Genomic DNA, 26236 nt, shown 5'->3' with positions numbered 1-26236 from the left:
TGACTCAATCACCCTTTTCCGCACGCTGGTCGTGCTCGGTATCCGGGCGGCGAGGCTGATCGAGTTCATCCTCGTCCATCAGGATCCGCTGCCCGTCGCCATCGAGATCATCAAATTGCCCGCTCCGGGCGGCCCAGAACAGGACAGCGACGGCGGCGATCCCCAGAATCAACATGCCAGGTATCAAACCATAGATCACGTCCATTGCTTCAACCCATCTCTGAGGTAAACAAAAAATCCGTCCAAACCGATTCCAAAAAACCGCTTGAGCGATCGGGAGATCGTTCAAGCGGTTTTTTGGAATGCGCGAATCCGCGCCGAATTTCCGATCACCGCCAGCGAACTGACCGGCATCGAGACGGCCGCGATGAGCGGCGTGATGACCCCAGCCATGGCGAGCGGCACCATGATGAGATTGTAGAGGATGGAGATGCCGATGTTCTGGCGGATGGTCCGGAGCGTGCGTCGGGAGAGTTCCGCCGCCTCGGCCACCCGCTCCAGGTCGCTGGACATCAGCACGATGTCGGCGCTCGCGATGGAGACATCGGTGCCGCTGCCCATGGCGATGCCGACATCGGCGCGCACTAGCGCCGGGGCGTCGTTGACGCCATCGCCGACCATCGCCACCCGCTGGCCCTGGTGCTGGAGATCAGCGATTACGCAGTCCTTGTCCTCGGGCAGCACCTCGGCGATCAGGTCGACCTCGCCAAGCTGCGCGGCGATGCGCTCGGCGACCACGCGGCGATCGCCGGTCAGCAGGGTCACGCGGATGCCCTGCTCGCGCAAGCGTCGGACGATGGACACGGCCCCCGGTCGGAGCCGGTCCTGAATGCGCAGTCGGAGCACCTCGTGGCCGTCCACGGCGCAATAGATCTGGCCCGCTTCGCCGTCCGTCGCTGCCGCGCGCTCCGTCGATGCCAGTTTGACGTTGTTGCGCAGCAGCCAGTCCTGGCTGCCGATCGTCACCCGAGTCCCCTCGACCCGCCCGCCGATCCCCAACCCTGGCGCAACCTCTACCTCATCGACCGCCACGCCAGCAAGACCGATGCCTGCGCGCGCGCAGAGATCCAGGATGGCGAGCGCCGCCGGATGCTCGGACAGACGCTCCAGCGCGCCGAGTTGGCGCAGCAACCGATGCTCGCGCTCGGTGAGGGTCGGAACGGTTTCCCCGCCCCAATCCAGTTCGCGCCAGGCCGCGACGGGCTGAGTCGTCGGAACGACCAGCGAGGCACCCACCACCACCGGTCGGCCTTCGGTCAGGGTGCCGGTCTTGTCAAACACGAAATGCCGGATCGAGGATAGCCGTTCGAGCACTGCGCCATTCTTGACGAGGATGCCGCGTTCGGCGCCGCGCCCGGAGGCCACGGCAATCGCCATCGGAGTCGCCATGCCGAAGGCGCAGGGACAGGTGATGATGAGCACCGCGGTCGCGGCCATGAGGGCGAATTCGAGATCCGTGCGCATCCAGAAAATGAAGGTCAGGGCCGCGAGTCCGAGCGTCGCCGCCACGAACCAGGGTACGATGCGATCGGCCAGACGCTGGATGGGCGCGCGGCTGGCCTGGGCCTCTTCGACCAGCCGGATGATGCGCCCGAGCGCGGTCTCTCGCAGCAGACCGGTGATGTGCACCGTCAGGACGCCCGCCCCGTTGATGGTTCCCGCCGACACCCGCTCGCCCGGGGTTTTGGCGACCGGGCGCGATTCGCCGGTCAGCATCGACTCGTCCACGCTGCCCTGGCCGGCGAGCACCTCGCCATCGACCGGGATACGCTCGCCGGGACGCACCAGCACAGTTTCGCCGATCTGGAGCGAACGCACCGGAACCACGGCCTCGTCGCCCTCCCGGAGACGAGTCGCGACCTTGGGCTGGAGATCGAGCAGACGCTGGGTCGCGGCGACCGCGCGCCGCCGCGAGATCGCCTCCAGATAGCGACCGACCAGGATAACGAAGAGAAAATTGACGACCGTGTCCCAGTAGACGGCGCCAATCCCTGAGCCCCCGAAGGAGTCCCCGAGGGTGACGGCGAGCGAATACAGATAGGTGACGGTCACGCCGATGGCGATTGGCAGATCCATGCTCAAATGACCGCTGCGCAGACCCGACCAGGCGCCTCGGTAAAAGGGTGCGCCCGAATAGAGGATGGTTGGCGTGGCCAGTAGAAAGCCGATCCAGTGGAAGAGTTCGCGGAATTCGCCCCGGTCTGCGCCGCTGTAGAGTGCAATGGAGATCCACAGCAGGTTCATCATCGCGAATCCGGCCCAGGCCAGGCGAAACAGCAGGCCCCGGTTCTCGCGGCTCAACGCGCCCTCGGCGGAGTCGGGATCGAAGGGGGCGGCCGCGTAGCCTATATCGGCCAGCCGCTGGAGGATGCGCGAGAGTTTTAGACGCTCGTTGTCCCAGCGCACGCGCAGCCGCCGCCCAGTGAGATTGACCCGCGCATCCTCCACGCCGGGCAGGGTTTCAAGCCCCTTCTCGATCAACCAGACACAGGCCGCGCAGTGGATGCCCTCGACCAGCAGATTGATCTCGCGGGCCTCCGAGGCGACATCGGTGAATTCTTCCTGAACAGCATCCAGGTCATAGAGTGCGAGATTCTTCGGCGGCTCCGGCGGCGGGCCGAACACGTCGCCCGCCGGGGTGCGCCGGTAAAAACCCTCGAGTCCAGCGGCATGGATCGCCTCGCACACCGCCCGGCAGCCCGTGCAGCAGAAGGCTCGCTCCTGTCCGGCGATGGGAGCCATCACGCGCGCGGATGGCGTGACCGGCAGACCGCAGTGGAAACAGCGGTCGCTGACGTCAGTCGGGGTAATAATCGTCGTCAATCATCTGCTCTTTGCGATAGGGGCATGCCGGTGGAAAGGTGTCCATTGGCAGACCCGTTTCCTTACTCGCCAGATCGCATGCGTCGGGATAGGCCGTCGCAATGGCGTCATTGAGCACGGACTTCAATCCGGGCGATTTGCGCAGACGCATGGCAAGCCGCTTCCGTTGTTCGACGATGGTCGCGCGCCAGCTTCGACCGTCGAATTCGCGCCAGCGGTCGGTGAGCGAGCGGTCTTGATATTGCCATTTCAGCAGATGCGCGAGCAGAATCAGCAAGCGGCTTTCCAATTCATCGCGCTCGCTTTTCCCCATGTCGCTGAGTTCTTCCAGCAAATACTCGATGTCCAGCTCCGCGAAACGCCCTGCGCGGAGCAGATCGCGGTTCCGGCGCGCCCATTCGGAATAATCCTGCTGGTAGAGCTGTGTCAGGTCAGTCATCTCAACTCGGATCGGTCAATTTCCGTTCACGGTGACCCGCTCGCCGATGCTGTACTCATCCGCGCCGGACTGCACGGCAATCAGGGTGTCCCAGACGCCGATCAGCGGGAAGGCGGCCTTGACGGCATAACGCCCGCGATCCTCGCGCGTCATCGGCAGGGAGAAATCGCGCGCGGCGTCCGAGGGACGATAGGCATGGAAAGTGACCGCGTCGGCCTCGACCGGCTGGCCAGATTTGTCGACCAGAACAACCCGCAGCATGTCCGCCTCGCCAACCCGCAGTGGCTTTGGGATATCGGCCCGCATGGTCCAGTTGGGATCGCGCGCCTGGCGCGAAACCAGGGTTTGTTCATATTCCTGACCGCGATCGTAATAGTCGGCATTCACCAGCCCCGGATTGGTAGAGACTGCGAAATAGACCATAACGAGATTCACGATAAGCACCGCGGCCACCAGCCCGAGCCAGCCGATGATCCAGGGATTGCGCAGGGCCGGAGTGTTCGTGGGCTTTGCTTGAGTCGTCATCTTCATTTCGGACAAATTCATGGGTATGGCTCGGCTTCTAGCGGCGTGGACCGACGAAAACGCTCTCACGTTCGGTCTCGATCGGAGCACCGGAAGAACGTGTCGCCTCGGCGTGAAAAATAATGGCTTGTTGCTCCGCGGCGAGCGATCGCCGGGGAATTCTGACGAAGACCACCGTTGGCGTTACACCGCCGGGCTCGGCCGTGACGGGTTTTTCGCCACCGACCAGCGTCATGTCATCGTGCCCCGAGACGCGGATCGTCACCGATAGTGTCTCCGGTACCTTGTTCAAAATCTTTAGCGTGTATTTGTTCTGAATCGAACCGTCGCTCAACAGGACGAACAGCGGGGCGCGTTCATGCAGCGCCTTGAGTTCGATGGGCGCCAGCGCCGTAAAACCGTAAACGATGCCCGAGAGAGCTAAAAACAGGATGGCGCCATAGACCCAGACACGGGGCCGCATCAGCAAGGGTTTGGTCGGACGCCCTTCGAGTTCGTCGAGCGAGGCGTAACGGATCAGGCCATGCGGTCGCCCGACCTTGTCCATCACCTGATCGCAGGCATCGAGACAAAGCGCGCAGGTGATACAGCCCTCCTGCTGGCCCTCACGGATATCGATCCCGGTCGGGCAGACCGCGACGCACTGATTGCAATCGACACAGTCGCCGGTGGTGCGATGGTCCTCGGTCTCGCCGCGCTTGACGCGACCGCGCGGCTCGCCGCGTTTCTCGTCGTAGGTCGGGACGATGGTGGTGCGGTCCAGCATCACTCCCTGAATACGCGCGTAGGGACAGAGCCAGAAACAGGTCTGTTCGCGCAGAAAACCGGCCAGGACATAGGTGCCCGCCGCGAACAGGGCGACTGTGACATAGGCCGTCGCGTTCGCTTCGCCCATGAAAAAGGTGCGCCAGAGTGTCGGGGCATCGGTGAACCAGGCGACGAAACTGAAACCGGTCAGGAATCCGATCGCGAGCCAGAGCGCGTGTTTGATGGCCTTGACCCGCATCTTATCCAGACTCATGGGTGCCTGATCGAGTTTGCGGCGCGCGGGCGGTGGCCCTTCCAACTTCTCCTCGATCCAGGTAAAGAGATCCGTCCAGACCGTCTGGAAGCAGAAAAACCCGCACCAGACACGTCCCACCAAGGCGGTCATGACGGCCAGCAGGATCGCAAAGAACAGCAGCAGGAGCGAGAGCATCCAAAAATCCTGCGGCAGCACGGTCGCGGAGAAGAGGTGGTATTGCCGATTCGGGATATCGAACAAGACCGCCTGACGGCCTTCCCAGCGCAGATAGGGCCCCAGCAGATAGATCAGCCAGACCGAGGCCGTTAGCCATTTTATGGTGCGCCAGCGCCCGGCGATCCGCTTGGCATGAATGGTCTGACCGCCGGTATTGATGTGCCAGCGATCGGCTTCTTCATAGAGTGAGTCGACAGCGGTAGGCAATACATCGGAATGACTCATCGACTTGACCATCTTCACGGCTGAACCGTGTCCAAAGTGACAGGCGTTGTTTTCAGCGGCCCCAGTCTCGCGGTCATCGGCGACAAGCGGCGAGGCGCGGTTCAGGTCCGATGGTTCCGCCTACAGGTTACCTTGACAAAGACGCTTTGACTATGTCTTTTCAAGAATATAACCATCTGATTTGCATTCGATTTAAAGCATAAAAAAGGGGGATCGCAGGATCCCCCATCAGGCTTGAACGCCGCGTTCTCAGAGGCGGATCTCAGGATTTATGGTTATTTTCCTCCGCATCGCGGCACTTCAATGTCGTCATGACCACTCGTCCAGTGCAGAGACAGGCGAGTCGACTATTGACCGCCGCCCAGCTCGTGGACATACACCACCAGCTTTTTGATGTCCTGTTCGCTCAACTTGCCCTGCCCGCCAAAGGCCGGCATCACCGCGTCGCGCGTTTCCGCAAGTCCAGTCTGATTGACGCCGTTGAGAATCGTATGTTTGGCGCTGTCGTAACCGCCCGGCTCGAAACGCCAGATACCGTCGGTCAGATTCGCGGCGCCAACGGTCACGATATCGCCATTGGGAAGCTCGGCCAGCACGCCGTTGGCCTGCTGGCCATGGCAGGCGGTACAGCCCTTCGCCTTGAATAGTGCCCAACCTTCCTCGCTGCCGCTCTCCCCGGCGGTCTCGCTCATTTGCACCACCCAATTGGCTAGCGTGTCCACCTCTGATTCGGTGAGGATGGTGCGATGGGCCGTCATCACGCCCTTGCGCCCGCCCTTGATGGTCTCGGCAATCTTGGCGGTCTTGCCGCCATAGAGCCAGTCGTCGTCGGCCAGCACCGGATAACCGGGATTCCCCTGGCCGCCGCTGCCATGGCAGGCGGAACAGTTGTCGCCGAAGAGCACCTTCGCGGAGGCCAGGGCATATTGCGTCAGTCCCGGATCGGCAATGATCTGATCGGCGGTCATGCCGCCGATCCGGTCCTCGAACTGGGCGCGCATGGCCGCCACCTGCTCCAGACCTTTTTCGTATTCTTTGATCTGACTCCAGCCCATGATGCCGGGCGTCGGTTCCTGACCGACCGGCCAGCTTGGATAAAGGATCGTGTAACCGACCACGAAGAGGATCGAGGCCCAGAATCCCATCATCCACCAGTGCGGCGGCGGATTCTCCAACTCGCGCAGATTGTCGTCCCAGATGTGTCCGGTGTTGTTTTCGCCGGGAAAGGGGTTATTTTCCGCCATCGCTGTCTCCGCTGTTGTCATCGTCCTCGTCGAACGGGATGTGCTTGCGCGCTTCGAGACGCTCCCGGTTCTTGGGACGAAAGACTTGGAAATAGGCCACGATCATCAGCAGGAAGATGACGACGGTGAGGATCGTTCCGATCCAGTCGTTGAGCGTCATCGCCTGCCAGTCGGTGTCGAAATACTCGAGCAGACTATTCACGGTAGACCTTGGAATCATCGAGCGCGACCATGGTGCCAAGCGACTGAAGATAGCTCACCAGCGCGTCCATCTCGGTCTTGCCCTCGACCAGCGCGGGCGCGGCGGCGATGTCGGCATCCGAGTAAGGGACACCGACCCTGCGCAGACCGCGCATGTGGCGCTGCATCCGCTTCCCTTTCAGATAGGTCTCGTCGAGCCAGGGATAGCCCGGCATGACGGATTCCGGAACCAGCGAGCGCGGCGCGCGCAGGTGCTGACGCTGCCACTCATCCGAATACTTGCCGCCGACCCGCGCCAAGTCCGGACCGGTCCGTTTCGAGCCCCACTGGAAGGGGTGATCGAACATGGATTCAGAGGCCAGCGAGTAATGGCCGTAGCGTTCCTTCTCGTCGCGGAAGGGTCGGATCATCTGCGAATGACAGAGATAACAGCCCTCGCGCTGAAAGATATCCCGCCCGGCCAGTTCGACGGCGGTGAACGGCCGCACACCGTCGCCCGCTTTCCAGTTCCATTGCGTCTTGCCGGCGTCGTCGACCGCGGCGATCGCCTCCTTCCCGGCACCATCCCAAACGATCTCGGGAAATTTGGTGTGCTCAAAGGTGTCCTTCATGAAAAAGAGCGGCACGATCTCCACGATGCCGCCCACCGACAGGACCAGTCCCGTGGCGATGACCAGCCCCCAGATGTTGACTTCCAACCATTCCTGAAGGCTCTTGACCTTCGTCTTCGGATAATTCGCCATCTCGTGACTCCCCGGAATCAGACCGCGACCGCGAGTGCGCGCGCCTTGGTCAGGCTGCCCTCGACGGCGGATTTACGAACGGTCATGAGCACATTGAAGAGCATGACCACGGCACCGAGCAGGAAGATGCCCCCGCCGATCGCGCGCATGGCGTAATAGGGGTGCATGGCGTCGACCGACTCGACGAAGGTATAGGCGAGAGTGCCGTACTCGTCGTAGGCGCGCCACATCAGACCCTGCATGATCCCCGAGACCCACATGGCGACGATGTAGATGACGGTGCCGATGGTCGCGGTCCAGAAGTGGAAGTTGATCAGCCGCTCGGAGTACATCTCGGTGTGATAGAGCCGCGTCATCAGATGGTAGATGGCCCCGATGGAGACGCCCGCGACCCAACCCAGCGCGCCGGAGTGCACATGGCCGATCGTCCAGTCGGTGTAATGCGAGAGCGCGTTGACGGTCTTCAGCGCCATCACCGGCCCCTCGAAGGTGGACATGGCATAGAAGGCCAGCGCGATGATCAGGAAGCGCAGCACATAGTCGGTGCGCAGCCGGTCCCAGGCGCCCGAGAGCGTCATCATGCCGTTTACGGCACCGCCCCAGGAGGGGATGATCATGGCGATCGACACGGCGGCGCCGAGCGAACCGGTCCAGTCGGGCAGCGCGGTGTATTGCAGATGGTGCGCGCCGAGCCAGACATAGCCGAACATCAGCGCCCAGAAATGGATGACCGAGAGTCGGTAGGAATAGATCGGACGCCCGGCCTGCTTGGGCACGAAGTAATACATGATCCCGAGGAACCCGGCGGTCAGATAGAAGCCGACTGCGTTATGCCCCCACCACCACTGGATCATGGCATCCTGCACCCCGGAGAAGATGGAGTAGGACTTAAACAGACCGACCGGAATTGCGAGGCTGTTCACGACATGCAGATAGACGATCATGATCATCATGCCGAGGAAAAACCAGTTCGACACATAGATGTGCGAGGACTTCCGGGTCGCGATGGTCATGATGAAGTTGATCGTGAAGGACAGCCAGACGACCGCGATCAGGATATCGATCGGCCATTCCAGCTCGGCGTATTCTTTCGACTGGGTGAAGCCGAAGGGCAGCGTCAGCGCCGCCAGCACGATGACCGCATTCCAGCCCCAGAAGGTGAAGCGGGCCATTTTGTCGCTCCACAGCCGCACGCCGCAGGTGCGCTGCACGCTATAAAAGGCGGTCGCCATGAGGGTACAGCCGCCGAAGGCGAAGATGACCGTATTGGTATGCACCGGACGCAAGCGTCCGAAGGAGATATAGGGGCTATCGAAGTTCAGGAACGGCCAGGCCAGTTCCGACGCGATATAGACCCCGACGGACGCGCCCACCACCAGGTAGACAACGGCCATGATCGTGAACCAGCGGACAACGTCGAAATTGTACTTTTGTTCCAGACTGGCTTGCATAGACCCTCCCAGGGAACATCAGGGAAAACAGTATTTCATTTAAGGTAATAAGGCATCCAGCCGTTGGATTGCCTCATTCCCTGGGCGTTGCGGTCTGCATCACACTGGATCGCTTGTCTAAAGTCAATACGCAGTACGGCAAATGCCCCCATAAAACAAGCGCTATACGATGAACTGTTCGCCGGGTCGGCGATCCTGAATAAAGACGCCGCACCGGAAATAGATTCATCCTTGGCGCGAGAGGAAACGCTGCTGGTTATTTAAAGAAGGAGTCGACCGAAAACCCTTCTTTTTCGAGGATGTCTCGTAGACGCTTCAGTGCATCCATCTGGATCTGACGAACGCGCTCGCGAGTGACGCCCAATTCTTGGGCGACACTCTCCAGCGTCGAATATTCATAACCGTGCAAGCCAAAGCGCCTTTCCACGACTTCGCGCTGCTTGTCGTTGAGTTTACTCAGCCAGTGTTCGAGATTGGCCTGGATATCAGTATCCTGGATGCTGTCGGATGGATCGCTGGCCGCCTCGTCCTCCAGCATATCCAGCAATGGCTTGTCGGCATCCTTGCTGAAAGGCGTATCGACCGAGGAGATGCGCTCGTTGAGTCCCAGCATGCGTTTCACTTCACCGATAGGCTTGTCGAGCAGGTTGGCGATCTCCTCGGTGGTTGGCTCATGATCGAGCCGCTGCCCAAGGCTGCGTGCCGCCTTGAGATAGATGTTGATCTCCTTGACGACATGAATCGGCAGACGAACTGTGCGAGTCTGATTCATGATCGCCCGCTCGATGGTCTGGCGAATCCACCAGGTCGCATAGGTGGAAAAGCGAAACCCACGTTCCGGGTCGAATTTTTCCACGGCACGGATGAGACCCAGATTGCCTTCCTCGATCAGATCGAGCAACGGCAGGCCACGGTTTAGATAGCGACGGGCGATCTTTACGACGAGCCGCAGATTGCTGACAATCATGCGCGAGCGCGCGGCATTGTCGCCTCCCTGAGCCAAGCGCGAAAAATAGACCTCCTCCTCCGCGCTCAGGAGTTTGGATTCGCCGATTTCATTGAGGTAGAGACGGGTGGCATCGAAGTCGCCATCCCCCGAACTGAAGCGATCGCTGGCCGGCGCAATGACATCGACGCCAGGAGAATCGATCTCGTCGGGCTCGATCGCCTCCTCGACCTCGATCGAGTCGGAATCCTCATTGAGCAGCAACAGCGATACGCTGTCGACTTCGAGCGGATTCTCGTTTGCCTCCAGGTCTTCGACGATTGGCATCCACATCTCCCTCCGTTCATTTGGGACGGGCTTAGTTTCGCGGGGGCAGGTAAGCGATCGGGTCGACGGCCGTACCGTCAAGGCGGACCTCGAAGTGCAGTAGATGGGTTCCTTCGGCCCCCTGACCAACCTCCGCCACCGCCTGACCGCGTGTCACGCGATCCCCCTCCTTGACGAACAGCGAGCGGTTGAAGCCGTATGCACTTAAATATCGGTCATTGTGTTTGATGATAATAAGGTTGCCATAACCCTTGAGTCCACCGCCGCTGTAAACCACCCAACCGTCCGCGCTGGCTCTGACCTGTGCGCCGGAGCGACCACCGATGCGGATGCCCTGGCGAGTCCGGTCACTGGCTTGGAACCCCTGCATCAGCGGGCCGTCCAAGGGCCATTCCCAAGTGATTCCTGATGTCTCGGGTCGGCGGCGGGGGGCATCTTCGCGCGTTTCCTTTGGGATGGCGGCCACGGCGTTCGCGCTACTCTTGCTGCGCGATTCTGGCGTGACATCAGGTTTTCTGGGTGGCGTAACCGCTTTCTTTGCAATCCGCCTGGAACTAGCGGCATTCGGCGGCACAACGCGCAGCAAGGTATCCGCATAGATGAGATAGGGCGGCTTAAGTCCATTCCATTTCACTAATTTGCGCGTACCGATTCCGAGTCGCTGCGCGACGACGCTCAGACTGTCGCCCTTGCGCACACGGTAAAAACCGTCGGGCGCCGGTCCCTGCCAATTCCAGCCATACACTGGCGCGGGGGTCGTGGAACTGCAACCGTCAAGGATGAGCGGCAACCAGAACGCCATCGAAAGGGCAAGCAAAACCAGCCTTTGTTCGACACCCATGAACCCATTTATCCTTCTAAACCAAGTCTGATCCGGTGGTCATGCGTTGATGTCAACCCGGCCGATGCGTCAAAACCGCGCAGGCTCTCATGCGCGCGGTTGCATTGCGATCAAGAAATCCCCGTTAGCATGGGCACGAAGCTCGCCGCTTCGAGCATCTCCTGCTCGAATCCATCCCCGACCCGGGTCACTCGCACGAGCATCTGCCGAGCAGCATCTCCGATCGGCAGCACCATGACCCCATCAGGCGCCAATTGCTCGGCTAACATCCGGGGCACCCCGCGTGGCGCGGCGGTGACCAGAATACCATCGTAAGGTGCGTATTCCAGCCAACCCCTTGCACCGTCGGCATGCAGAAAACGAACGTTTCTCTGCTGGAGGACACCCAGGCGTCGTTGTGCGCGTTCGAGCAGTTCCCGGACGCGTTCCACGCTGTAGACGCGACGGACCAGCGACGCGAGAACGGCAGTCTGAAAACCCGAGCCGGTGCCAACTTCAAGAACCGTATCCGGCCTGGCGCGTTCCAGGAGCGATTGTGTCATGAACGCCACGGTATAAGGCTGAGAGATCGTCTGGCCATGACCGATCGGCAGCGCCGAATCCTCGTAGGCACGGCTTGCCAGCGCCTCATCCACGAACAAATGGCGCGGGAGATCCCGCAGTGCCGCCAGCACCTCTGGCGAACGAATGCCTGCCTCGCGCAGACGAAGAATCAATCGCTGACGGGTACGCAGGGAGGTCATGCCGATCCCTGGATCCATCTTGCCCACCATCACCCGCGCGCCGCCAACCAGTGGCCAAGCGTCTCTAGCGCGGCGTGCCGGGTCAGATCGACCTGTAACGGGGTAATCGACACGAACCCATTGCGCACGGCATCGAAATCCGTACCCGGCCCGGCATCCTGCTCCGGCCCCGCGGGGCCAACCCAGTAAATCGTCCGACCGCGGGGATCCCGCGCCATCACCACGGGTTCCGCCTTGTGTCGATGCCCCAACCGGGTTGCCACGAATCCCTTGAGATCCTCATAAGGCCGATCCGGCACATTCACGTTCAGGATGATGCTCGATTCCAGCGGATTCACACAGAGCCGGGACACCAACTGCACGGCCACTCTGGAGGCCGTCTCAAGGTACCGGGGCTCATGAGAGGCAATGGACACAGCCATTGACGGCAGTCCAAGAAAGCGCCCCTCGGTCGCCGCCGCGACCGTTCCGGAATAGAGCACGTCATCGCCCAGATTTGGTCCATGATTGATCCCTGCAACCACGAGATCGGGATCGGTTTCGGACAAACCCGTCAGTGCAAGATGGACGCAGTCGGTCGGGGTTCCATCCACCCGGATATAACCATTCGCCATCCGCGTTGCCCGTAGCGGAATATCCAGGGTCAGCGAGTTGCTGGCGCCACTGCGGTCGCGCTCCGGCGCCACCACCACGACATCACCGAGTTGTCCGAGCGCGTCGGCAAGCGCAATCAAGCCCGGCGATTGATATCCATCGTCGTTACTGACAAGGATCTTCATAGAGACGCGACCTGATCGATACGCTGGGGCAATGTCGCGATCATACCCAATTGAAGGTCGGCGAGCATCCCGCCCGCGTCGGCAGCCACACGCTTTTGAACCCCGCAAACCGTCAGCCAGAACGTCAGCCGAGCAAAAGGGTTGAAATCTTGGCCGAGCGCAGCATGTCGGGGGGCTTGCCGCAAAACAATAGGGTGTGAATGCCCTCGTCGTCATGCGCCTCACGCCGACGAGCCTGGTGGATGGGCGCACACGCAGGCCCGGGTCAGATCTACGTCCGATCGTGATTTGAGATAAGCTCGATCTGGAATCGTCGAACGCGCGGTGATCGCCGAGTTGCATTCAGCCTCTTCGCTCCGGCTCGGGCGACGGTCGCGCTGAGTTCAACTTTTTGATTCAAGAGGGGATCTCGAACAAAAATGGGTATATGGGGAAACCTGGGGCGTTGAGGGACGGAGCCTGCATTGCAGTTTCCGTCGGTTCTCGCACGCGATGCACCGCCGCGACCATCCTGTTGACCGCGGCGGATTAGAACGCGACCATCCAACCTCACAACAGGTCAGGACGCTATTCTTCCCATTGGGAGAAGATCCCAAGCATCGACACGCTTCCCGAGCGGCGCCTCATCCGCGCCACCCTATAAGTTCACTTCATATGGAGCACGTCAAGAATGGCTGACTTTCCACCTCTCAAGCGTGACCTGGCGGCGCTGACGATTGCCGCGGTTCTGATTGCGCCGATCACTGCGGCAACCGACTTCCCTGGCAGCGACTCTCTCACCGGCAACTGGGGCGGCGTGCGAGATCGCTGGAAGGAACAAGGCGTGACCATCAATCTGGGCTATACCGCCGAACCCATGGCCAATGTCTCCGGCGGCGAGGTGAAAGGCGGAACCTACGCCGACAACATCGGCCTGGATCTCGGTTTCGACCTGGAACGTCTCCTGGGCATTGGCGGGACCGACCTGCTGATCAAGGTCTCCAAGCGTGACGGTCTGAGTGTTTCCGAGCGCTTCGTTGCCCCCTCCGAGGGCGGGAACCTCTTTACCGTCCAGGAGCTGTATGGCGGCCAGAACGTCAAGCTCGCCAATGTCCAGTTCAATACCCGCCTGCTCGATGACCGGCTCAACCTCGCCTATGGTCGTCTGATCGCGAACGACGACTTCCTGCGCTCGCCGCTCTACTGCCAGTTCATCAACAACTCTTTCTGCGGCAGCCCCAAGCCGGTGTTCCTGCAAAATCCCTTCACCTTCACCGCCTATCCGCTGGCGACTTGGGGCGCGCGGGCGCGCTATGACACCCCCGCGAGACACTGGACCATTCAGGCGGCCATCTACGACGGCGACCCCGAGGGCAAGGAGGGCGATCCGGCGAGCCTCGGCCACAACGATCACGGCACCAGTTGGGGCTTCGGCGACAACGGCGTGACCCTGGCGGGCGAGATTCACTATCACGTCAACCGCGATTCCAAGGACACCTTGCCGGGGGTCTATAAGATTGGCGGCTACTACATGACCGGCGAGTTCCAGAATGTCGGGCGACTCGACAACGCCACCGAAACGGGCAACGCCATGGGTTGGGTGCTGGCGGATCAGATGCTCTACCGCGAGAGCGCCGGTGCCGATCGCGGACTTTCAGGTTTCGGGGCGGTCGTCTTCAGCCTGACCGATGACGTCAATCCCATGACCTGGTACTTCAACACCGGTCTGATCTATGAGGGGCTCTTCCGCGCCCGTCCCAGGGACACCACAGGGCTGGCGATCACTAGCGGCTGGTTCGGCGACCGCGTCAATGTGGCGCGTAACGCCCAGGATCTGGCCGAAAAGGATTACGAGGCGGTGATCGAACTGAACCACAAGTTCGTCCTGGGCCACGGCATTGCCATTCAGCCGGATCTTCAGTATGTCATCCGCCCGGCGGCGACCGGCGACATCGACAATGCACTGGTCATTGGCGCCAAAGTGAGCGTGCAATTCTGATCGTCCATCTACAGGAGAAACGCAGTGCTGACACTTGAGCTTCGCGCGCCCCTGGACGGGATCATCCTTCCACTCGAACAGGTTCCGGACCCGGTCTTTTCGCAAAAAATGGTCGGCGATGGACTCTCGATCGACCCCCTGAGTCAGGTGCTCACGGCACCCTGTCCGGGGACGATCAGCCAGCTCCACCACGCCGGTCACGCCGTGACCCTGACCACCGGCGAAGGGGTCGAGATCCTGATGCATATCGGTCTGGACACCGTGACGCTGAAGGGCGAGGGCTTCACCCCCAAGGTGACGCTGGGACAGCAGGTCGCCACGGGCGATGCACTGATCGCCTTCGATGCCGATTTCCTGGCCACCCGCGCCAAGAGTCTCGTGACCCTGATGATCGTGACCAATGGCGAGTCGATCGCCGGGATGGTCCAGGCCAGCGGACGGGTGCGGGCCGGTCAGGATACCTGCCTGACGCTGACCCTGGCGGACGGCGCTGGCGCTGCCGCCGAGATCGCGGGCAAGCGCGTGACCTCCGACGCGATCCTGATCCCCAACCCGACCGGCCTGCATGCCCGCCCGGCCGCCGTGCTCGCCAACCTGTCCAAAGGGTTCGCGTCCAAAATCCTGCTCCAGCGCGGCGACGATCAGGCCAACGCCAAGAGCGTCACCTCCATCATGGGGCTCGAAATCGCCCTGGGGGACAAGGTGGTGCTGATCGCGGAGGGTCCGGACTCCCAGGCGGCCATCGATGCACTCGCGCCGGAGCTGGCCGCCGGACTCGGTGACGAGGGCAGTCGACCCGCCCCGGCCCCGGCCACCACCGAGCCGGATCCAGCCAAGGCCCCCGCGCCCAGACCGCTGTCGGACGATCCGAATCTACTGCTGGGCGTGGCCGCGTCACCCGGTCTTGGCGTTGGCAAGGTCTACCAACTGCGCCGCGAGGAGATCCAGGTTCCCGAGACCGGCGACACCGACCCGCGCAAGGAGCGACGCCGGCTCGAAGACGCGCTCGACCGGGGCAAGAACGAGCTGGAGGCGTTGCAGACCGAACTGAAGGCGCAGTCGGACGCCAAGAAGGCGGCCATCTTCGCCGCGCATCAGGAACTGCTGGGCGACCCGGATCTGATCGACATCGCCGAGAGCGCCATCGCCAAGGGCAAGGGCGCGGCCTTCGCCTGGCAGCGTGCCTATACGACCCACGCCGAGCGTCTGTCCAGGCTCAAGAACGAGGTCATGGCCGGTCGCGCCGCCGATCTGCGCGATGTGGGCCGGCGTGTCCTTGGCATCCTCACCGGCCAGCCGGTCGAAGAGCCCAAGATCCCCGTCGGCTCCATCCTGATCGCCGAGGAACTGACCCCATCGGACACCGCCCAACTCAACCCGGCGGAGGTGCTGGGCTTCGCGACCGTCAGTGGCGGGGCGACCTCGCATGTCGCCATCCTGGCCAGGGCGCTCGATATCCCCGCCGTGGCCGGGATCGAGCCGCGCGCGCTGGATCTCCCCAATGGATCGGATGTGATCCTGGACGGCGGACGGGGCCAGTTGCGCATCAACCCCGAGCCGGCGGAGATCGACCGCATCGTCGAGACCAAGACGCGCCTAGCCGCGAAAAAGGCCGCCGATCTCGCCGCCGCCTTCGAGCCGGCGACCACCAGTGACGGTCACAACGTCGAGGTCGTGGCCAACATCGGCGGGATCGAGGACGCGCGCAAGGGCATGACCCTGGGCGCCGAAGGGGTCGGACTCCTGCGCTCCGAGTTTCTCTATCTCGACCGTTCCACCGCCCCGACGGAGGACGAGCAGACCCAGATCTACAGCGACATTTCGGCGGCCCTGAACGGCCAGCCGCTGATCATCCGCACCCTGGACGTGGGCGGCGACAAACCGCTGGCCTATCTCCCCATGCCGCGCGAGGAGAACCCCATGCTCGGCATTCGCGGAGTGCGGATCGGACTCGACCGCCCGGAGATCCTGCGCACCCAGGTTCGCGCCATCCTGCGGGCCGGGAAGACCGGCAAGATCCGCATGATGTTCCCCATGATCGCGACCCTGGACGAGATCCGCTCAGTCAAGGGGCTGGTGGAGGAAGAGCGCGCCAAGCTCCCGGACGCCGGCGACGTCGAGCTGGGCATCATGGTCGAGGTGCCGTCAGCCGCCGTGCTGGCGCGGCAGTTTGCCCGCGAGGTGAGTTTCTTCTCCATCGGAACCAATGACCTGACCCAGTACGGACTCGCCATGGATCGCGGCCACCCCAAGCTCGGCGCCAAGGCCGATGCCATGAACCCGGCGATCCTACGGCTGATCGCGCTCACGGTCGAGGGCGCGGACGCTGAGGGCAAATGGGTGGGCGTCTGCGGCGGCATGGCGAGCGATCCGCAAGCCGTACCGATCCTGATTGGACTCGGGGTGAAAGAACTCTCGGTCAGCGTCCCGGCGATCCCGGCCATCAAGGCCGCGGTACGCGCGCGCTCCTTCGCCGAGTGCCAGACCCTCGCCCAACAGGCACTGACCCAGGGGACCGCCGCCGAGGTGCGCGCCCTGGTTCAGAGCGATGACTGAGCCGACTACGGGAGACGCAACCATGAGCATTTCATCCGTTTGGGGCAATACCTTCGGCGGTCTGCAAAAGATCGGCAAGGCACTGATGCTGCCGGTGTCCGTGCTGCCGGTCGCCGGCATCCTGCTCGGCGTCGGGGCCTCCATCGCCCGCGAGGCCGATACCGCCTGGCTCGCCGAGATCGGGCGGGTCATGTCCGCCTCCGGCGACGCCATCTTCATGATCCTGCCGCTGATCTTCGCCATCGGCGTGGTCCTTGGCTTTACCAAGAACGACGGCGTGGCGGCGCTCGCGGCGACCGTCGGCTATTTCGTCATGCTGGCGGCCCTGGGCGTTATCGGCCTTCAATTCATCGGTCTGACGGCCCCTGTCGAACCGCTGCGGATCAGCGGCGAGGCGGGCAAGGCGATCTATGTCGAGTACGACAGCGAGCGGGCGCGCTTCCAGTGTCTCGACAAGGATGGGCGAACGCTGGAGAAACTCAGGGCCGATGAGGTCAAGGACGAGACGCTGGTCTGCGACGGCGCGAGCGTGCCCTTCGCACTCCAGTCTGGCGTGGGCGAGGGTGAGCAAGGCGCCATCGCGCTCTATGATGCGGGTCGGGGCGAGATGGTCGCCTTTCCGCCCGCCAAAAGCCGCGCCGAGATCAAGAAGATCTTCGGCATCGAGTCCATCGATACCGGCGTCTTCGGCGGCATCCTGATCGGGCTGATCGCGGCCTATCTGTTCAACCGCTACTACCGCATCTCGCTGCCGCCCTACCTCGGATTCTTCGCCGGCAAACGCTTCGTGCCGATCGTCGTCTCCTTCGCGGCCATCGGGCTGGCGGCGGTGCTCGCCGTCATCTGGCCGCCGATCGGCGCGGCCATTCGCGACTTCGGCGACTGGGCGGCCTACGGCAATCCAGCGGCGGCGGTGACCATCTACGGCGTGGTGGAACGCATGCTGCTGCCCTTCGGTCTGCATCACATCTGGAACGTCCCCTTCTTTTTCGAGGTAGGAACCTATGTTGATCCGGAGACCGGCAAGACCGTCCATGGCGTCATCAGCCGCTTCTTCGCCGGCGACTACGAGGCGGCCATCCTCGGCGGCGGTTTCGTCTTCAAGATGTTCGGCCTGCCCGCCGCCGCCTTCGCCATCTACCGGAGCGCCAAGCCCGAGAACAAGGCGCGAGTCGCCGGCATCATGGGTTCCGCCGCGCTGACCGCCTTCCTGACCGGCATCACCGAGCCGCTGGAGTTCGCCTTCCTGTTCGTCGCGCCACTGCTGTACGCGGTCCATGCCGTCCTGGTGGGGGTGGCCTATCTCGTCACTTATCTGCTCGACGCCCGTCTGGGATACAGCTTCAGCCACGGCTTCATCGACTACGCGCTCTACTACGTCAACGACATCCGCCCCTGGGTGGTGCTGATCCTGGGGCCGATTTTTGCCGCCGTCTACTATGTTACCTTCCGCGTGCTGATCCTGAAGTTCGATCTCAAGACACCGGGACGCGAGGCGGAGACCCCGGAGATGGCCGACATCAAGTCCGTCATCGCGGACGACTTCACCAAGGAACTGGTGCTTGGCTTCGGCGGCAAGAGCAACATCCTGGGACTCGACGCCTGCATCACGCGACTGCGGGTGGAGGTCGCCGACATGAGCAAGGCCAATCCGGGCAAGCTCAAGGCGCTGGGCGCCGCCGGCGTGGTCACGGTCGGGAACAACCTTCAGGCCATCTTCGGACCCAAATCGGACAATCTGAAAACCGACATGGAGGAGTATCTGAGCACCGCCGGACCCGAGGCAGAACTGCCGGAGGGCGCCGCCGCGCCACAGGTGCGTTACAAGAGCGATGATCTCAAGCCGCGTCATCGCGATCCCATGGCGCCGCAAAATGCCCGCGCCATTCTGGCCGGCTTGGGCGGGCGCGAGAACGTCCAGGTCGCCGAAGCCTGCGCCGAGACCCGCGTGCGGGTCAGGGTCGGCGACGGCGCGAAGCTCGACGAGCCGGCCCTGGCGGCGGCGGGTGTCCAGGGCATCCTGCGGCTGCCGGACAATGTCCTGCATCTGCTGGTCGGCCTGAATGCCGATCAGTATGCCGCCGAGATGAAGGCGGCGATGGCAGGGTGATTCGGGAACCCGGCGCCCGGCGGCGACAGCGTCGGCGGGCGCCGTGCGAGTGCGATATGAGTGCGTGTCGTGGCAGGGGCTAATGACTGCGATTCATGCGGCTGGAAATTGCCTATTCGGTCAACTTCTCCACAACCTGCCGCACCTCAAGGATGCGCCGCGCGGGTTCGGCCATGTCCCGAAAAAATTTGAGCTTATCGCCGCCGTCGAGCTTGAATTCCTTGGGCTTGGTCTGAATCAAACCGTTGTTCCAGGGGCTGATGAAAACCTTGTCGATGACGTATGGTAAACGTTGTCTGGGATTCGCATGGCCGAGTATTAAAGACGTTCAGCTGCAAGCCACAAACCACTACAGCAATCCTGAGTCGGTCCAGGCACCATCAACGGAAGGAAAATCTTGAACGACCTGCTCCAACTTACCACGGCTACGCTGGTCCGTTTTCTTGCTGCGCATCTTCCTGCCTTGTCCCCGGACTGGTGGAAAACGCATGTCGAAAACCTCCTCACCTTCCAGCAACAGCGCATGGTCCAGGAGCGCGGCTTGACGACATTGGACAAGCTCGACCTCGCCGCGCTCCTGCGGCTACTCGATCAGAACTGGTACGACTTGTCGCGGGAACTCAGCCTGCCTCGGGAAGGCCGCACCTGGGTCAAAGAAGCGCAGACTGTCCGCAATAAGTGGTCGCATCTCTCGACGCAGGCGATGCCTGATGCCGAGATCTATCGTGATGCCGATACATTGAGCCGCCTGCTACAAATGCTGGGGGCCGACGCGGAGGTCTTGGCACCGATCGAAGCCGCCAAGGCGGCGGCTGTCGCGGCGATGGCCGGATCGAGCAGACCGGAACCGCCCGAGCCGAGTCCAGCAATCAACACGCCAGCGAGACCGGCATCCTTGTTCAAGGTCGGCGATCTGGTCGCGCTGCGCTCAAACCCTAGCGTGCTGATGCCCATCATCGAGGTCGTCCCAGGCGGTGCCGAGTGCCGCTACCGGGTCTTTCAGGACAACAAGAAAGTCACCTATTACGAAGGTCAGATCCAACTTCCCGCCGAGGAGGCGGAGAGCGCACGGACATGCCTGAACGTCGAGGGGTTGCATGCCTACCTGACCAGTCTGCAACTGCTCTCGCCCTCGACGGCCAATCTGTTTTCGTTGCGCTCGGGGCGGGTGCAATTCGTTCCCTACCAATACCGCCCGGTGCTGAAGCTCATCCGGGCCGATCGTCCCCGCATGCTGATCGCCGACGAGGTCGGGGTGGGCAAGACCATCGAGGCAGGGCTGATCATCAAGGAACTGCGGGCGCGCATGGACATTCGATCCGTGCTCATCATCTGCCCCAAGGCGCTCGTCTCCGAACGCAAATGGTATGTCGAGATGCGGCGCTTCGATGAGCAGTTCACGGCGCTGGATGGTTCACTGTTGCGGCATTGCTTGCAGGAAACGCATCTCGACGGCGAATGGCCCGAACAGTACGCCAAGGCCATTCTGCCGTTCTCCCTCTTCAACGAGGATCTAGTCTTCGGCGACAGCGGCAAAGGCAAGCAGAAGAAACGGGGATTGCTGGCGCTGGATCCGCCGCCCAAGTTCGATCTGGTGATCGTCGATGAGGCGCACCATATCCGCAACCCGGCGACCTATCTCCATCAGGGTGTGCGCTATTTCTGCGACAACGCTCAAGCTGCGGTGTTTCTCACCGCCACGCCGGTGCAGTTGGGCAGCGAGGATCTTTTTACCCTGCTCAATGTCTTGCGGCCGGATCTGGTCATCGACCACGCCAGCTTCGCGCAGATGGCCGCGCCGAATCGACCCATCAATCAGGCCATCAAGCATTGCCGGTCAGCCGAGGACGGTTGGCAGGCCGAGGCGCGGACCTGCCTAGATGAGGTTGCGCAGACCGAATGGGGCCGGTTGTTCCTGCGTGAATCGCCGGCATTCCAGGCCATCTATGACCGGCTGACGGATGAGCCCATCGACATTGCCGCGCGGGTGGGTCTGACGCGCGCCCTGGAAGAACTCTACACCTTCAGTCCGCTGATCAACCGCACCCGTCGCCGCGACATCGGCGAGTTCACCACTCGCAAGCCGGAGACACTGACCCTCGCCTTCACGCCCGCGCAGCAGCGTCTGCATGACGATCTGCTGGATCTCGTGGCGCGCATCCTGACGTTCTGCCACGGCCAGCAGAATGTGAAATTCATGATGACGACCATCCGCCGTCAGGCGGCAAGCTGCATCTATGGTCTTGCACCTCTGTTGCGGAACATCCTCGGCGGCAAGCTGGATCAGCTCGAAGCGATGGAATCTGGCGATAGCGACATCGAGGTCGATTTCAGCTTTGTCGATCAGGTACGGGCGGACATTGAAGCCTTGCTGGAGCAGGCAGCGGATCTCGATCCGCAGGATCCGAAGGTTGACGCCTTCGTCAAGGTTCTGCGCGACAAAGGCCAGATGTCCAACAACAAGGCCCTGGTCTTCAGCACCTACCGTCATACGCTGGCATATCTGGCCGATCACACGCAGCGCGCCGGGATGCGTTATGGATTGATCCATGGCGATGTGCCCGATGAGGAACGGGCTGATCTGCGCCGCCGTTTCGCACTCCCGAAGGATCTCCCCGAGGCGTTGGACGTGCTGCTGTCGTCCGAGGTGGGTTGCGAGGGACTCGACTTCCAGTTCTGCGATCTGCTCGTCAACTACGACCTGCCATGGAACCCTATGCGGATCGAGCAACGCATCGGCCGTATCGACCGCTACGGCCAAAAAAGCGAGATGGTGGCGATCGTCAACCTCATCACGCCGGGGACCGTCGATGCCGACATCTACGAACGCTGTTTGTGGCGCATTGGTGTCTTCCAGCATGCCGTCGGTGGTAGCGAGGAGATTCTCGGCGAGATCACCAAGGAACTGCATGACATCGCGGATAACTTCACGCTGACCCCGGCGCAACGTGCGCAACGCTTGCAGCAGCTCGCGGACAACGGGATTCGGGAGATTCAGGAGGAGGAGCGGCTGGAGTCGACGCAAAGCGAATTATTTGGACTCGACGTGCCGAACCAGACCTGGCGCCAGGAGATCGAGGCGGCGGAAACCTTCTGGCTGTCCCCGGCGGCACTGCAACGCTGCGTGACGACCTATTTGGCAAATCGCCTGGAGCCTGACACCGAGTACCTGAAGGGTGAGAAACCGCTGAAGACACTGCGCCTGAATCAGGAAGCCCGCGCCCGGCTGCTCAACGACTTCAAAGGTTTGCCGCGCGCCAATGATCCGGTGGCCCGCGAGTGGGAAAAATGGCTCAAGGGCGGGCAACTCACGCTCTCTGTCACCTTCGATCAGAAGACGGCCGCGGACCATCCAAACACCGTCCATCTGAATGTCTTGCACCCCCTGGTGCGGCAGGCCGCGCGGCAACTGGAACAACCCGAGGCGGTCCAGGCGTCTCTCGCCGTGTACAGCGAGGCAGTTGCCGCCGGTGACTATCCCTTTGCGCTCTACCGCTGGCAGAAGTGGGGCGTGAAGGTGGATGAGACACTGATCGCCGTGTCAACGGAGGCGGTCATCGAGGATGCGCTCATGAGGTTGTTACCGATAGCGACGGATACGCCAGAGGGTGCAGTCCCAAATGTGGCGCAGTTTGACGCACTGGATACTCGGCATCACAGTCAGTGGAGTTTGGCTCAAGCGAACCATATCGCTGGAAACCGCGAGCTGGTCGAACATCGGATTCAGAGTCTCACCGTCAGTCACCGCGCACGCTGCACGCTCCTTGAGGACCAACTCGCGGCGGCGACCAATGACAAGATCCGGCTGATGCGGCAAGGCGAGCTGACCCGAGCGCGGGAGGATTTCGAGCGGCGTCTGGCTGATTTGCGTCGGGCGGCTGAGAGTGGGGATATTCATGCGACGCCGGTGGTTTTGGGCGTGTTGACCATCACGAATTAGGAAGGGCCATGAGCATCATTGAAGATATTCGACTCGATCGGGAAGATCTGGCCCGAGTGCTGAAAAAACATACGGGAATCCGCAAGATCGTCGAGGATCTGTATCCAGACAGAGCTCATTTCATTTACGAGCTGTTACAGAATGCCGAGGATACCGGTGCGACCGAAGCGAAGTTCATCCTGACCAGAACGAGTCTCACCTTTGAACACAATGGGCGTCCGTTTGAGCCCCAGGATATCTATGCCATCACGGATATAGGCGAAGGGACAAAGGTTAAGGACGAGGACAAAATCGGACGCTTTGGGATCGGGTTCAAAGCGGTTTTTGCTTACACGGAAACGCCGCGTATCTGGTCTCCGACCTTTGCCTTTGAAATTTCGGAGCTTGTCTTGCCTTCTGAGTTGCCGTTGGATTCGGAGCTAGACGGCGTTACCCGTTTCGTTTTTCCATTCAATAATCCAAAGAAGCCGGCAAGCAATGCTTATGCCGAGATTGAGGAAGGATTGAATGAATTGTCTGAAACCACGCTGCTTTTTCTATCTCGTATCAGTTCTATCGCTTGGGAATCACCTGGCGGTTTCAAGGGAGAAGTGGTGCGAATTACGCACTCCAAGCATCATATTGAAATACAAAAGCGCATCGTAGGAGAAACCACAGCGAGTTCACATTATTTACGCTTTATGCGTGCAGTCAAAGGATTTAAAAAACAGCGTGTTGCTGTTGCGTTCGAGTTGGAGAAGCTGCCGATGATCGGCGACAAAAAAGCTCGCAAGAACCTCGCGGATCAATTCAGGATCGTGCCAGCCAGTCTGGGTCATGTTGCCGTTTTCTTTCCCGCTCAAAAAGAGACATCTGGACTACGATTTCACTTGCACGGTCCATTCGTACCGGAACTCAGTCGTGCGAGCATCAAGGAAACGCCTGCGAATGCTCCACTTTTTAACAACCTGGCGAGATTGGTAGCAGATTCACTTCACGTCATCCGAGACCTCAACTTATTGACTGGCGATTTCCTCGGGGTACTGCCAAATCTTCAAGACCGCATTCCCCAAAGATATAACACCATACGCACAGCGATTAGGGATGAGATGATAACCAAGCCATTAACCCCGACCTTTGCCAAATCTCATGCGCCTGCCAGTCATCTGTTACAGGCGAAAGCATCACTTAAAAGCTTGCTATCCATGGATGACATTTTATTTCTGGTAGACTTCGGTGACCACCGATGGGAGTGGGCGGTTGGCATAACACAAAAGAATAGCGATGCAGATCGCTTTCTTTCTGGTTTGGAGATCCGTGAATGGGATATCGATAGCTTCCTGAAAGTGCTTGAGAGGCGTGTGACGGATAATGATTGGTCTAATCCAGAAACCGAGTTTTTGGACTGGATGGCTACGAAGTCGGACGAGTGGCATCAAAACCTCTATGCGCTCATTTACCATGAGTTGGATTCTCAGTACAGCCTTGGACGATTGAAAGAACTCCGAATCATTAAGCTAAGCAACGGTGATTACAGTGTCGGTAATCAGTGCTTTTTTCCAGATGCCGAGGAAGTGCATGATGAATTGCTTCCCAGGGTTGCCGTGGAGATTTATACATCTGGAAATAATAAAACTGAACAGGAGACTGCAAAAAAACTCTTGGAAAAAATAGGCGTTCGAGAGGTTGGAGAGCCTGAACAGGTTGAGGCGTTGCTCCAGCAACGTTATGTTATCGATGATGAATTTGATCCAAGGATTAGTGATATCAAACGTTTCATGGCACTGGTGGAGAATCGGCCAGAATGTTCAATCCTTTTCAAGGACTACTGGATTTTCAAAAATGAAGATGGCAACTGGTGTCGCCCAGGCCATATGTATCTTGATGTTCCATATTCGGATTCAGGGTTAGGCGCCTATTATCTGGCTATTAAAAAAATTGAGCGTCGATTCGCTTTGTCTGGAGATTATAAAGAGCAAAAAATATCGATTCGTAGGCTTGTTGCTTTTTCAAGGAAATTGGGGGTGGTTGACGATTTGTATATACACGAGGTTTCCTGCAATGAAAACCCTGACGTGAAAAACCTTGTTTGGAAAGCACCAGGAAATATAACATCCTATAAAATTGATAGAGACTTCACGATCCCTGGATTAGGTGGCATTTTGAAAAACCAGTGTGAATGTCTCTCGCGACTTGTTTGGAAAGCTTGTGCAAATCCTAAAAACCAGGATTGGACTAAAGCGATATATCGAAATAACTCAAGTTACCCGCTACGCGAAGCACCTTCTCAGCTCGCCGTTTTGCTGACTAAAAGCAAGTGGATACCACAAAAAGAGGGGGGCTTTGTCCGTCCCAGAGATGCAGACCGTGACCTTCTCCCTGACGGGTTTGCCTTTGATTCTGGCTGGTCCTGGCTTGAAGCAATTCATTTCGGTGAAGAGATTTCAAAAGTATCCGCGGATAGCCGTAGAAGACGTGAGATAGCGAAGCAGTTAGGCTTCGATGACGATGAATCACTGAAAGATGCCAAGTGGTTCGCGGAACTCGATTCAGGCGAGCGATCAAGATTAAAACAGGAATATAAAAACAGGCGCCAAATCGAGTTGCCTGAACGCACACCTGATAATTCTGAGCGACGTGTAACGCGCGTTCAAGAGCAAGCATCCGAGGCGCCGGAGCGCCTGACTGAACAACGAACCAGATCCGTCTCCATTGCAAGAGAAGCGGTCAAGAAAGAAACAGATCCCTATCTGCGAGCCCAGTATACGAACAGCGACGGCGAAATGATTTGCCAGGTGTGCAAAACGGCTCTTCCTTTCAAGCTTTCCGATGGCAGCCATTACTTCGAGGCCGTTGAGTTTCTACCAGGGCTCAAGAAGCGTCACTATCAGAATTATCTTTCCCTCTGCCCAAACCATGCGGCGATGTACAAATACGCAAATGGCACTACGGAAAAGATGCGGGACTTCTTCCTTGCAATCGAAGCCAACGAGATGGATGTCATGCTTGCGGAAGAGGACGCGACCATCTATTTCACGCGAACTCATATCATCGATCTCAATGCGCTGATCAAGATGGATGATTCGGACAGTGAGGATGATTGACGACAAGGGCGATCCACTGGCCAAGAGCCCCCTGGCGTCGGC

Annotated in this window: 19 protein-coding genes; 5 read left to right on the top strand and 14 right to left on the bottom strand. The window is 60.3% G+C overall.

All coding sequences use genetic code 11. From position 1 onward, the window contains the following. Window positions 1-4 precede the first annotated feature (4 nt). The 13 genes from ccoS to surE form a co-directional block, all read right to left on the bottom strand. Window positions 5-205 (bottom strand): cbb3-type cytochrome oxidase assembly protein CcoS, encoded by a 201-nt coding sequence (ccoS, locus tag CCR95_RS09245; protein ID WP_201093738.1) that lies wholly within the window; start codon window positions 203-205, stop codon window positions 5-7. Between the two features lie 80 nt (window positions 206-285). After that, complete coding sequence (locus CCR95_RS09240; RefSeq protein ID WP_242523153.1) at window positions 286-2742, bottom strand: heavy metal translocating P-type ATPase; 2457 nt, start codon at window positions 2740-2742, stop codon at window positions 286-288. 55 nt (window positions 2743-2797) lie between these two features. Then, entirely contained in the window at window positions 2798-3262 is a 465-nt protein-coding gene (locus CCR95_RS09235; RefSeq protein WP_201093736.1) for a DUF29 domain-containing protein, read from the bottom strand. 15 nt (window positions 3263-3277) lie between these two features. Continuing rightward, the gene (locus CCR95_RS09230; protein ID WP_242523144.1) at window positions 3278-3808 is read right to left on the bottom strand and encodes a FixH family protein; all 531 of its coding nucleotides are present in this window, start codon (window positions 3806-3808) and stop codon (window positions 3278-3280) included. 16 nt (window positions 3809-3824) lie between these two features. Then, the gene (ccoG, locus tag CCR95_RS09225; RefSeq protein WP_201093735.1) at window positions 3825-5252 is read right to left on the bottom strand and encodes a cytochrome c oxidase accessory protein CcoG; all 1428 of its coding nucleotides are present in this window, start codon (window positions 5250-5252) and stop codon (window positions 3825-3827) included. 347 nt (window positions 5253-5599) lie between these two features. Continuing rightward, window positions 5600-6496, bottom strand: a complete 897-nt coding sequence (gene ccoP, locus CCR95_RS09220; RefSeq protein ID WP_201093734.1) for a cytochrome-c oxidase, cbb3-type subunit III — start codon at window positions 6494-6496, stop codon at window positions 5600-5602. Next, the gene (locus tag CCR95_RS09215) at window positions 6483-6698 is read right to left on the bottom strand and encodes a CcoQ/FixQ family Cbb3-type cytochrome c oxidase assembly chaperone (RefSeq protein WP_014777561.1); all 216 of its coding nucleotides are present in this window, start codon (window positions 6696-6698) and stop codon (window positions 6483-6485) included. Before CCR95_RS09215 ends, ccoP begins: the two co-directional genes overlap by 14 nt. Beyond that, the gene (ccoO, locus tag CCR95_RS09210) at window positions 6691-7440 is read right to left on the bottom strand and encodes a cytochrome-c oxidase, cbb3-type subunit II (protein WP_201093733.1); all 750 of its coding nucleotides are present in this window, start codon (window positions 7438-7440) and stop codon (window positions 6691-6693) included. Before ccoO ends, CCR95_RS09215 begins: the two co-directional genes overlap by 8 nt. Window positions 7441-7457: 17 nt before the next feature. Beyond that, window positions 7458-8891: a cytochrome-c oxidase, cbb3-type subunit I gene (ccoN, locus tag CCR95_RS09205; protein WP_201093731.1), complete on the bottom strand. Its 1434-nt coding sequence runs from the start codon at window positions 8889-8891 to the stop codon at window positions 7458-7460. A gap of 256 nt (window positions 8892-9147) precedes the next feature. Further along, complete coding sequence (gene rpoS, locus CCR95_RS09200) at window positions 9148-10164, bottom strand: RNA polymerase sigma factor RpoS (protein WP_201093730.1); 1017 nt, start codon at window positions 10162-10164, stop codon at window positions 9148-9150. Window positions 10165-10195: 31 nt separating this feature from the next. Then, complete coding sequence (locus CCR95_RS09195; RefSeq protein WP_201093729.1) at window positions 10196-11005, bottom strand: peptidoglycan DD-metalloendopeptidase family protein; 810 nt, start codon at window positions 11003-11005, stop codon at window positions 10196-10198. A gap of 110 nt (window positions 11006-11115) precedes the next feature. Continuing rightward, window positions 11116-11778 carry a protein-L-isoaspartate(D-aspartate) O-methyltransferase gene (locus CCR95_RS09190; RefSeq protein ID WP_242523143.1) on the bottom strand — a complete coding sequence of 221 codons (663 nt, stop codon included), beginning with the start codon at window positions 11776-11778 and terminating at the stop codon, window positions 11116-11118. Further along, window positions 11778-12527: a 5'/3'-nucleotidase SurE gene (gene surE, locus CCR95_RS09185; RefSeq protein WP_201093728.1), complete on the bottom strand. Its 750-nt coding sequence runs from the start codon at window positions 12525-12527 to the stop codon at window positions 11778-11780. Before surE ends, CCR95_RS09190 begins: the two co-directional genes overlap by 1 nt. Before the next feature lie 670 nt (window positions 12528-13197). Here surE and CCR95_RS09180 point away from each other — a divergent pair. From CCR95_RS09180 to CCR95_RS09170, 3 genes are read left to right on the top strand one after another with little or no spacing between them, the layout of a single operon-like run. Then, window positions 13198-14505, top strand: a complete 1308-nt coding sequence (locus tag CCR95_RS09180) for a carbohydrate porin (RefSeq protein ID WP_201093727.1) — start codon at window positions 13198-13200, stop codon at window positions 14503-14505. A 24-nt stretch (window positions 14506-14529) separates the two neighbouring features. Beyond that, window positions 14530-17061: a phosphoenolpyruvate--protein phosphotransferase gene (gene ptsP, locus CCR95_RS09175; RefSeq protein ID WP_201093726.1), complete on the top strand. Its 2532-nt coding sequence runs from the start codon at window positions 14530-14532 to the stop codon at window positions 17059-17061. Between the two features lie 22 nt (window positions 17062-17083). Then, window positions 17084-19171: a PTS sugar transporter subunit IIBC gene (locus tag CCR95_RS09170; RefSeq protein ID WP_201093725.1), complete on the top strand. Its 2088-nt coding sequence runs from the start codon at window positions 17084-17086 to the stop codon at window positions 19169-19171. 112 nt (window positions 19172-19283) lie between these two features. On the opposite strand, the gene CCR95_RS25835 is transcribed toward CCR95_RS09170, so the two are convergent. Next, window positions 19284-19412: a hypothetical protein gene (locus tag CCR95_RS25835; RefSeq protein ID WP_276570246.1), complete on the bottom strand. Its 129-nt coding sequence runs from the start codon at window positions 19410-19412 to the stop codon at window positions 19284-19286. A 156-nt stretch (window positions 19413-19568) separates the two neighbouring features. Here CCR95_RS25835 and CCR95_RS09165 point away from each other — a divergent pair, with 156 nt between their 5' ends. Then, complete coding sequence (locus CCR95_RS09165; protein ID WP_201093723.1) at window positions 19569-23111, top strand: helicase-related protein; 3543 nt, start codon at window positions 19569-19571, stop codon at window positions 23109-23111. Window positions 23112-23119: 8 nt separating this feature from the next. Then, the gene (locus CCR95_RS09160; RefSeq protein ID WP_201093722.1) at window positions 23120-26194 is read left to right on the top strand and encodes a sacsin N-terminal ATP-binding-like domain-containing protein; all 3075 of its coding nucleotides are present in this window, start codon (window positions 23120-23122) and stop codon (window positions 26192-26194) included. Window positions 26195-26236: the final 42 nt, after the last annotated feature.

Source organism: Thiocystis minor (assembly GCF_016653465.1).
Taxonomy (GTDB): Bacteria; Pseudomonadota; Gammaproteobacteria; order Chromatiales; family Chromatiaceae; genus Chromatium; species Chromatium minus.
The sequence above is the reverse complement of the archived record's forward strand: the minus strand, read 5'-3'. Positions and strand labels throughout refer to the sequence as shown.

What these genes read in the sequence shown, in the direction of transcription:
- ccoS (WP_201093738.1), bottom strand. Translation starts at nt 205, where the DNA reads ATGGACGTGATCTATGGTTTGATACCTGGCATGTTGATTCTGGGGATC.
- CCR95_RS09240 (WP_242523153.1), bottom strand. Translation starts at nt 2,742, where the DNA reads ATGGCTCCCATCGCCGGACAGGAGCGAGCCTTCTGCTGCACGGGCTGC.
- CCR95_RS09235 (WP_201093736.1), bottom strand. Translation starts at nt 3,262, where the DNA reads ATGACTGACCTGACACAGCTCTACCAGCAGGATTATTCCGAATGGGCG.
- CCR95_RS09230 (WP_242523144.1), bottom strand. Translation starts at nt 3,808, where the DNA reads ATGAATTTGTCCGAAATGAAGATGACGACTCAAGCAAAGCCCACGAAC.
- ccoG (WP_201093735.1), bottom strand. Translation starts at nt 5,252, where the DNA reads ATGAGTCATTCCGATGTATTGCCTACCGCTGTCGACTCACTCTATGAA.
- ccoP (WP_201093734.1), bottom strand. Translation starts at nt 6,496, where the DNA reads ATGGCGGAAAATAACCCCTTTCCCGGCGAAAACAACACCGGACACATC.
- ccoO (WP_201093733.1), bottom strand. Translation starts at nt 7,440, where the DNA reads ATGGCGAATTATCCGAAGACGAAGGTCAAGAGCCTTCAGGAATGGTTG.
- ccoN (WP_201093731.1), bottom strand. Translation starts at nt 8,891, where the DNA reads ATGCAAGCCAGTCTGGAACAAAAGTACAATTTCGACGTTGTCCGCTGG.
- rpoS (WP_201093730.1), bottom strand. Translation starts at nt 10,164, where the DNA reads ATGCCAATCGTCGAAGACCTGGAGGCAAACGAGAATCCGCTCGAAGTC.
- CCR95_RS09195 (WP_201093729.1), bottom strand. Translation starts at nt 11,005, where the DNA reads ATGGGTGTCGAACAAAGGCTGGTTTTGCTTGCCCTTTCGATGGCGTTC.
- CCR95_RS09190 (WP_242523143.1), bottom strand. Translation starts at nt 11,778, where the DNA reads ATGGTGGGCAAGATGGATCCAGGGATCGGCATGACCTCCCTGCGTACC.
- surE (WP_201093728.1), bottom strand. Translation starts at nt 12,527, where the DNA reads ATGAAGATCCTTGTCAGTAACGACGATGGATATCAATCGCCGGGCTTG.
- CCR95_RS09180 (WP_201093727.1), top strand. Translation starts at nt 13,198, where the DNA reads ATGGCTGACTTTCCACCTCTCAAGCGTGACCTGGCGGCGCTGACGATT.
- CCR95_RS09170 (WP_201093725.1), top strand. Translation starts at nt 17,084, where the DNA reads ATGAGCATTTCATCCGTTTGGGGCAATACCTTCGGCGGTCTGCAAAAG.
- CCR95_RS09160 (WP_201093722.1), top strand. Translation starts at nt 23,120, where the DNA reads ATGAGCATCATTGAAGATATTCGACTCGATCGGGAAGATCTGGCCCGA.